General features: G+C 55.4%; 9 protein-coding genes. 2 read left to right on the forward strand and 7 right to left on the reverse strand.

What is annotated here, in order from left to right:
* Positions 1-247: 247 nt before the first annotated feature.
* From NKI88_RS31290 to NKI88_RS31320, 7 genes are all read right to left on the reverse strand, one after another.
* Entirely contained in the window at positions 248-472 is a 225-nt protein-coding gene (locus NKI88_RS31290; protein ID WP_023806853.1) for a DUF768 domain-containing protein, read from the reverse strand.
* Between the two features lie 261 nt (positions 473-733).
* Positions 734-2002, reverse strand: a complete 1269-nt coding sequence (locus tag NKI88_RS31295; protein ID WP_156941074.1) for a DUF6600 domain-containing protein — start codon at positions 2000-2002, stop codon at positions 734-736.
* A 653-nt stretch (positions 2003-2655) separates the two neighbouring features.
* On the reverse strand, positions 2656-3648 hold the full coding sequence (locus NKI88_RS31300) for a PD-(D/E)XK nuclease domain-containing protein (RefSeq protein WP_352659236.1): 993 nt from the start codon (positions 3646-3648) through the stop codon (positions 2656-2658).
* 289 nt (positions 3649-3937) lie between these two features.
* A complete protein-coding gene (locus NKI88_RS31305) occupies positions 3938-4570 on the reverse strand; it encodes a tyrosine-type recombinase/integrase (RefSeq protein ID WP_352659238.1) in 633 nt (210 codons plus the stop codon).
* Between the two features lie 442 nt (positions 4571-5012).
* Complete coding sequence (locus tag NKI88_RS31310; protein ID WP_352659240.1) at positions 5013-5738, reverse strand: hypothetical protein; 726 nt, start codon at positions 5736-5738, stop codon at positions 5013-5015.
* 8 nt (positions 5739-5746) lie between these two features.
* Complete coding sequence (locus tag NKI88_RS31315) at positions 5747-6319, reverse strand: hypothetical protein (protein ID WP_352659242.1); 573 nt, start codon at positions 6317-6319, stop codon at positions 5747-5749.
* A gap of 108 nt (positions 6320-6427) precedes the next feature.
* Positions 6428-7264, reverse strand: coding sequence for a S8 family peptidase (locus NKI88_RS31320; RefSeq protein ID WP_352659244.1), 837 nt, complete (start codon positions 7262-7264; stop codon positions 6428-6430).
* 155 nt (positions 7265-7419) lie between these two features.
* Here NKI88_RS31320 and NKI88_RS31325 point away from each other — a divergent pair, with 155 nt between their 5' ends.
* A complete protein-coding gene (locus tag NKI88_RS31325; RefSeq protein ID WP_352659246.1) occupies positions 7420-8433 on the forward strand; it encodes a M23 family metallopeptidase in 1014 nt (337 codons plus the stop codon).
* A gap of 29 nt (positions 8434-8462) precedes the next feature.
* Positions 8463-8870, forward strand: coding sequence for a hypothetical protein (locus NKI88_RS31330; protein WP_352659248.1), 408 nt, complete (start codon positions 8463-8465; stop codon positions 8868-8870).
* Positions 8871-9139: the final 269 nt, after the last annotated feature.

The following is a 9139-nucleotide window of genomic DNA, read 5'->3' on the forward strand; positions in this document are numbered from 1 at the left end:
GCAGGACCAGCGAGTAGCGCGGCGACGCGTTCACTCCCGTCCCGACGCTTTGGATCACAGAGGCTCGCATGCGGATGAAAATGAAAAGCCCGCACCAAAGTTCCATAAGGCGCAGCTAATTTAGAAATTTCAGACACTGCGAATCGGTTGGAAAGACAGGCGCGTTGCCGGCGCCTGCCCAAAACTCAATAGTCCATATCTGCAGCCCTGTCGCGACCGCGAACCGCCTTCGGCACCCACAACATCTTTAATCCGCGAGACCGCCGTCGCGATGTTCAACGGCGTGGATGATCGCTTCATAAACGCTACCGATCTCTTCATCGATCTCCTGAATTGGGATGCCTTCGACGGCGGCGGCCCGCAGGGCCTGGTCTGCCATATCGGTCACAAGCCGGCCCGGGTCGTCGGTTGGTCCTTCCGGCATATGTTCGGAAATCCATTTGTATATAAAGTCGGCACCGCGGCTGCTCATGGTGGTTTCTGGATAACGACCTCTGTACCCATCCTAGGTTTGTCTCGGCAGATGTCAGGCCTTTCGAAATAGTCTCGGGCGAGGTGATGTCTCACCCTCTTCAGGTTGCATGTCCACCCTGTGTTCGTTGACGGGGTTCTGCGCTTCCAGCCGGTCTAGAGCAGAGCAGGCGGCAGCGAAGGAAAGTGGCGAGGGTTCGCAGCTTGCCGCGCATTCCCGTTCAGCGGCACCGCGATGGAATAATTGCGGTGCCGCGCACAGCTAGCAGTTCGCGTCACTCTGCGGATCGCACGCCTTGTTTTTTTGCTTCTGTGGCTTGGGCTTGGCCGCCTGCTCGGGCTCGGCTTGCTGCTGCTCGGCGGCGGGCTGCTCCTTGGCCTTCGGCTTCTGAGGCTTGGCCGCCTGTTCCGGCTCGGCCTGCTGCTGCTCGGCCGCGGGCTGCTCCTTGGCCTTCGGCTTCTGAGGCTTGGCCGCCTGTTCCGGCTCGGCCTGCTGCTGCTCGGCCGCGGGTTGCTCCTTGGCCTTCGGCTTCTGAGGCTTGGCCGCTTGCTCCGGCTCGGCCTGCTGCTGCTCGGCGGCGGGCTGCTCACTGACCTTCGGCTCCTCAGGCTTAGTCGTTTCTTCGGGCTTAGCCTGCTCGGTCGTTGAAGCGCCTTCGGTCGGCTTGGATTTCCGGCCAGCCTGAACCTGCTTCACCTCGTCGATGTCTTTGAGCTTGGCGGGTTTGGCCTTGGTGTCGGCTTTCACCTCCCCCTCAAAGACAGCGACCGTATTGTTTTCCAGTTTGCCGGACTGCTCTAGCGCGTCGGTCTTGCTGACCTTGACGGTAGTCACCTTCTGGCTCGTCTCTTTTTCGATCACATCGACATCAATGATTTTGTTGATAACCACGTTGTTCTGGAACGTCACGTCGCCGGCCGGCTCGGCCGCCTCCACGATGCGCACAAACTCCGGCTCATCACGGACAACGACGGTAGAAATGTCGGCAGCAAGGAATTCGCGGGTGGGGACCACAACCCAGTAATAATCAGGCGTCGTGTCGAAAGTCACCTCAATTGAAATCAAATCCGGATCGCGGCGCGGCGGCAGCGGAGCCCAAATCATGTGCTCCCTGTCACGACGCCAACTCACCCATGCTGGCGCCCAACGGGTGCCCGGAACCCAGTACCAGCCGATGTCGTCGGCATAGCCCCACCGGCCGTAATGGTAGGTCGCCCAGCCGAATGGTTCGTCGGATACCCACAGCCAGCCATACTGCTCGGTATAGGCCCAGTGTCCAACGGTATATGGACGCCAATCGTCAGGTACATCAACTGGCACGAAAACGGACGCGCCGTGGTACGAAACCCAATCACCATGGGAAGACAATTCTTCGTAGAATATGCTGATCGAAACCTGGGTGGCAGCCCTCGCGTTGGCCACAAGCGACAACGGGGTAATCGGGTTGGGAATCTCGGCGACGGTGAGCAGAAAGGCGGCCACGCCCCCCAACATCAGTCGCACCCCATTTTGGGCAAGGACGCGTTTCATCCTGTCTTCCTCCGAAACAGATCGCCCTTCATCTTAGAAACTCGCCGGCTGTCGGATTGTTCCACGTTGCGAACGTTGCCCCGCATCACAACGGCTGGGCGTCGCACAATGATACTGGCCATCAATTGAGGCGGTTTGTCATCACCGCCGTCACAAATGCTTGCCGAAGACGCAATGCAACGGGAAGAGAAACCCAGCGTCGCGCTGTACCTCAGGTGCACTGCGCAGGGAGTTCCATCTGGCTAGGTATCCTTGTGCTAGGTCGGATGAACGAATGGCTTGTTTTGAGGAGTGCGCTCGCGAGTGGCTTAGAAGAGGCGCGTTGCAGACTGGCGGCTTTTGGGCCGGCTGCTGACTGTCGGGTTCTCGCCGATATACTGAGAAAGCCGACATTCGGCAAACGACCCCTATCCGGTCCTTCTGTTTGGCTCAACCGTTTCCCAATACCTGCCATTCTAGAGATATGCAGATTTTCGCTTGAATCGGGCCGATTCCGCACTATCCGGTCTTGGCTGCAAAAGTGCGGATGCTGCCATATGGGTTTAGCCGTTCCAAAAAAGAGGCGACGTAACCTCATCTAAGCTGAACGGCGAAAATCTGGCCAAGGAGATGTGAGTAACCGCCATCAAGTTGGTAACGTCTTAACCAATCCACTAATCCGGAATTTTTATTAGGTGCGTCACGACGCTGGGGCGAGTGTGGAGGAACGTGTAGTCGTTCTCGATTTGAAGAGAGTCGAAACGCGCAGCCTCTCGGTAGAAGATTAGCATCAGAAGGCAGCGGATGTTACCGTTGCGGCTGTAGAAATCAGATAACCCTGCCAGGTCCTTCAGCACCTCGCGCTTCTTGGCCTCCGATTCAACGTGCTTGAATTCGACGATGATTCGTCCGTCCGCGAGAGCGAAATCAGCCTTCTTGTCCTGATTCTGATAGTGAATGACGAAGGGTTCTTTCTCAAGCCCGGGCAACCATGGCTTCGCAACCGTCCAGAACAGGTTCTGGCAGTCGTACTCGTCGTTGATGTTAACGGTCCAGCCGGCTCTCGCCTGACCATTGCCGCCGAGGTCAGACTTTCGCATGACCATGCGCTTTGCGACTTCGGTGATCTGGGCGACGACCTTGTCGACCGTCTCGCCCATAAACGGCCTGACCGGTAGATGCTCGTCCTCGGTGCGCTTCAGGACCGTCTGCCAGCTATCCTCGAAATACGCCGAGTCCGGCAGGCTGCTGGCGGGGAACTTGCCGTATCGGGTGGTCTCAAAAACCCACTTGGCTTCGATGCTGAACTCAAAATCCGTAAACCCCGCTGCTTTTGACCACAAAAGGATCGCATCGAGCTTCTTGACGAGGTCGTCGAACGTGGGGGCACCAACCGAGCTATCATTAGAGCAACTGATCGCACGTCCTCCGATGGCTAGGAAAAAATCGATGGGAGGGCACTCCTCCATTGAATAGTCCCTCAGCGCGGAGCCTTGAACCCTGCCGGTATCGGATACGCGAACGAGAAGATCGCAATCTGATCGGAGGCTACCGGTCTTGTAGGCGCGAGAGCCGAACAGGTAGATCTCGGTGACGTCGGGAAATCGTTTCACAACTTCCGTCAGGTGAGCCTTCAGGTTGTGTTTCTGTGGGCTTCGGACGTTCATTCGTCGCGTTTCCTCATATGCTCCAGTTGACTATTCGGTGGCTCGGGTTGTTGCCAGCCTCCCACCGGTCACTCCTGACGTCGCGTTCATCCTTGGGGTTAGGCTTACTATCATCAAGTGGGGTTGACATTCCACCCTTCGCCAGTTCCGCGAACGGGTCGAAGTGCGGCGACCACCTCAATGGCCGCTTTGGCAAATCGCCGCACAAAAGCGGTCGAGTTGCACCTAACCTACACTGACCCGTGCATTAAAAGCGGCCACCCGCGTTTGAGCGGATGACCGCGCAACTTCAGATTTCGGTCCGCTCCGCCAAGAGCAGCGCGTCCTCGACGTCGACACCAAGATATCGGACCGTATTCTCAATCTTGGAATGACCGAGCAGTATCTGGATGGCCCGGATGTTGCCCGTCGCCTTGTAGATCATCGAGGCCTTCGTTCGACGGAGCGAATGTGTGCCATACTCGTCCGACCGTAGACCGATTGCCGTCACCCACTCATCGACTAGTCGGGCATATTGCCTTGTGCTCATGTGGTTCGCGTGATTGACCCGGCTCGGGAAAGCATAATCCTCAACGGTGCCGCCGCGCCGTTCAAGCCAGGCCAGCAGGCTCACCCGTACGTCGCTGGTGATCTCGAACTGGACCGGCCGCCCGGTCTTTTGCTGGACGACGATCGCACGAGTTCTGATCTCCGGGCCAGCCACCACATCGCGTATCCTGATCGTGACCAGGTCGCAGCCGCGGAGCTTGCTGTCGATCGCCAAATCGAAGAGGGCGCGATCCCGTAAACGTTTCTCTCGATCCAGGAAAAACCGGATCGCCCAGATTTGCTTCTGAGTGAACGGACGCTTGGTGCCGACCTTCTTTCCGGCATTCCAGGCTGCGCGCTCGCGGCTAGCATCATCGAATTCAGAATGGCCCATGTGAGTTCTCCTCGGCCTTGATTGGCCAGAGGAGAAACGGAGCCGTCAGCACCACAGCTTAGGGCTGATTTCAGACCGTCCGGTCGGTCGCAATACTCAAGCTGCTGCCCGTTGCTTCTGTGATGCTCACGGAGGTTGGAGCGTCGCTTTCGGCTAGGACGCGCCGGAAGCATGGAGACCGCCCTATCCATCCGGCGAAGTGGAACCGCTTGCCTGATGTCCTGATCTTAACCGGTGACGAATGGATGCAAACGAATGTCCATTTTCCACCCCGAATCGAACTTCGGAGGCTTGCTTGTCGACAGCGGCTACGGAACGCCTTGGCCGGTTTTGGCCGCAACACCTCTTCAATTCAATGCGGGCGTTGACTGTCCGCATAAGGCCACGAAGGTGCAAGGCCCTTCAGCGGCGTTTTCAATTCCGTTAATTCGATCCTGAAGCCCTAAAACGTCTGCTGAAACACCAGTACGGGTGGCTCTTGGCCTTCGATGCCCGAGATAGCGAGACGCTTGTTACTGATCGCGGCTTCGATAGCTTTCAGATGCTTTTCAGAGACAGGCTTGCAGGTGTCCGGATCCTCGTCGTCCCAGATGCGCCGGGCCACAAATGAGTCGACTGCGGTGTAGATTGCACCGGGAGCTACTGCGCGTGGGGGGACCCGTTTCTCAACAACGAGCGCTCCGATTACGCCTGCTAGGATGTCGGCAGAGGTAGGAAAATCGATTTTCTTGACTTTCTCAGCTTCCAGTTCATCCCGATCATCAAGCCGGTCGCTCTGACCGGTCCCGAGGCAATGCCGCGCAGCGAATATCCAATCGTGAACAACATAGGCAGGCCCGTAACCCCACGGAGAAAAACCCTCAACCCCACGAACCGCACGCGGGATAGATCCACCATCGTTGTAGTGAAGACCGGGCCGGATGGCGTCATATCCCAGCTTGGCACTCAAGCTTTTGGGGAGGTGATAAACCAGCGGATCCTTGTAGAACGGATAGTAAACAAAGTTGTCTTCTCCCACCCAAAACACCATCACCAGACCACTCAAGCTTCCGGTGTCCTTCAGGTCAACCCTGGGCGTTGAGCAGTTTAGCAGCAGGAGCGATGCCGCTATGACCGTCAAGAAACGGACACGTAGTAGCTCGCAGAACTCTGATGCGCGGAAGGTCATATGGCGGCTCAGCCCGGCTCCATTCCACTCATGCTGTCCCGAGCCCAATCGGGGAGGCGCTTCCGATCGATCTCGTGGTCCGCCACCCGGACAACGTCCAGGAGATTGACCTCACCAAAGACTGCGCCTTCCCCAATAAATAAGGCGCGCCGTATAAGCTCGCCCTTTGCAGCGACAAACGAGAACGCTTTCTTGTCGCCTAGTAGAAGAGGGTCGAGATTGTATACGCGGTCCGAAACCTTGTTCCACTGATTGACGTAACCGACCTGTACTCTCCCGATACTTGACGTGCAGCAGTAAGAAAACCGAAGCTCCGCTGCATCATACCAGTGTGCGTAGCCACCCTCAACGTGATATCCAGCGAGGCAATGGGCAAATTCGAAAGTTCCGGCTGGTGCCAGACCCGTGAGGCTTCCGCCCGAGTTAACGGCCGTCTTGCGAACACGGATCGGAAAGGGTTGATTCCAAGAAAGCGTGTTACAGAGTATGTTGTCAAAGTTCAGCAGTCCGAATTCCATGGGGTCGTTATTGTAAAAATAGTCACCCTCGGGAATTTTCGTGAAGTCGGCGGTAATATCCATGGACACACCCTATTCATCAAATAACTTTATTCACGCTCGATGCGAATGCTTTGATCGAATTCGATTTTACTAAAAACCAGAAATAACTGGTTCTCATTGCCAGCGCGGCTAGCCAAGTGATCTGAGGACCGCAGCCTCGGCGTCGACTTGGCGATATGGATACGCACCGGGCACGTCTCTTCCGGTTTCGACCAGCAACGCCCTAACCTCATCGACGGTCGCTGTGGGTTTCACCGATTTGACCAACGCTACGGCTCCCGTCACAAGCGCGATCTCGCTCATCGAGTACCAATCGTTGGCAATCCCGCCGCTGAGGACAGTCGAAGTCATTCGTCCGGCCCAGGTCACTACATCAGATCTGTCCGGAATGGACGGGAAGTACGGGGACGGCACGAAAGGTTTGGCGACCGACAGAACACCTGGGCAGCAGCCTGGGATCGCCGGACGCCCATCCCTCTCTGAAGGTCCGGTCACTACGACCGTGCCCAAATCTGTCAATCTCGAGATGGCAGCACAAAGTTCGTCAGAATGTCCTCCACCGCCAAAGCAAAGTGCCACCACATCAAATTGTTGTTCAACGCACCATCCGAGGCTTCGGATGAGATCGGGATAGGTGCCGCTTCCATTGTTACCTAAGAATTTCATCGACGTGCATTCCGCTTCCGGTGCGGCACCGACAATGTAAGCGCCATTCTCCGCAGCCCCCACGATCCCCGCCAGCGCGGTCCCGTTGCCGTTATAGTCTGTCGGATCGCCGTCGCCGGTGACGAAGGACTCCCGGCGCCAATGCACCAAATCCTCATGTCGGCTTATACCGGTGCTCAGAATGCAAAGACTTGCGCCGCGGCCCTTGGTATGCCTCCACGCTTCAGGTGCTTTGATGACTTGGACACCTTCCGGCACAAGTTCCTGCAAGCCATCGATTGGCACACCCAAGCCTAACATTCGCTCCCCCTTGCGATTATTGTCGCTCGCAGTCTACACTGTAGCCTTGGGTAACCTAGGGCAATGTCATGGCGAACAACAACACATTCCCGTGCTCTCATGATTTTAATTGCGCCTGGCGTTAGTCGGTGTATTTTTACTCGGGGGAGGAAATTATGCGGAAAAAACAATTTGAAGAGTTCTTTTGGGTAGATCCTAAGCGATCTCTTTCGGGACCGACCAACGGAAATGATAGTTCCCTCGCACCACTCAAAGTCGAATTAGCTGATCTTGGTTTTGAACCGAGGGACTACATTGGACTTTTCAAGGTTGGGCGCTATGTCTACAACTTTCCTGGAAACAGTAGCGCAGACAACCTGATCGCAAAATATTCTAGCAATGAAAAAATCTATCCACAAGCCTCACAGGAGATTATTGGACTCGGCGATGATTTGACGTTATATTTTGCCCCCGATGATATATATTTCCGCGACAATGAGGATTCCGATAAAGATTTTGGAGCGGTGTTTTCTTATGTCAATAATCGCCCCACCAACTATGTAGCGGTTGAAGCGCCCTCATCCGCTCCAGATGATCTGCAGTTTGGTGACGACGACGCCATCGTCACCGGTGAATCGGACGAAGGCATTCTGCCAGAGGTCGGAAAAGGCGTATTCCCGTCGATATTTGAAGCCGGCGCGGCGCCGAAAGAGATGCAGTATCGAGGGTGGGCGGAGAACAATAGCTGGTTGCCGAATTGGAGTCATTGGCATGGTCGACCTGGTGGGAAACACAATGGCTGTGATATATTCGCGCCCATAGGGACCAAAGTGTTTGCCCCTGTTGATGGGATCTTCGTTCCACATTACAAGTCAAAAGATTTTGGGACATGGGGTTCTATTCTGTTTAAGCAAGATGGCATGAAGAAATATTTGTGCCTCTGCCATCTTTCTGAATTGTATATCAAAGACCAATGCCCCATCACTGTGGGTACCCTGATCGGCTTGACTGGCTGCTCCGGAAACGCCCACAAGGGTCTGCCTTGCGGCTCAGCAGATCGCCGAAATATATATGGCGGCCGCTCAGACCATATCCATATCGAGATTCGCCTGAAAAAGCTTAATGACGGCGCGAAGACCGAGGATCCCATCGTTACATTCGGCTGGCTTGGGAAAATCAAGTACGCTTGAAAAACTCATTGTTCTAGGGAGGGTTACCAATGGTGATGGTTGTAGAAACTACTGTTGATGAACAGAGGGCCGCATCACGGTTTACAAAAAGCTTCACTATAAAGAACCAGACTGACAAGCCGATTTCGAAAGCGGCTCTAGCTTGGTGCGATTACGCAGGAGAGCCGATTTGGGGAGATGTTTTAGATTTTCCACGAAATATCGCGCCAGGCAGGTCTGGTAAAGTGACTTTCAAGACGAAGGTCCAAGTTGTTAAAGCCTATATCAAGTGGTTTGAGAATGGTCAGCGCAAGACAATGGAAATGGAAAGAGTCCCGTTCTTTGGTAACTCAGGATGGCCATATTACTACTTTATAGAATTTGAGTTGGTGGTAGACGACATACTCGGTCCATACATAGGTAAGCTTATTTCCGCGCCTATTCCGGCTGATGCCTAAAACAAGTCGTCCACGTCGGCGAGCAAAGCAGGGTTCGTTAGGCTCGGCGTAGCGGCCGACTCGGCAATGATCGATTTTGAGCCGACGGCGAAGCAAGTCCGGAAATCGGAGGCTCGGCGACGCTGACGACCAGAACCAACGGCCGCTTTCAGGTTCGGCGCGATAGTAGGCGAACGGCGGCATAGAGGCGCGAAGCTGCCGTTTGTTGGGGCACGGCCCACTCTAGTCCGCTCTGACGTGCCAAGCAGCTCGTTTCACTCCACCGAATT

The sequence above is a fragment of the Mesorhizobium sp. M0317 genome (genome assembly GCF_040321555.1).
Lineage (GTDB): Bacteria > Pseudomonadota > Alphaproteobacteria > Rhizobiales > Rhizobiaceae > Mesorhizobium.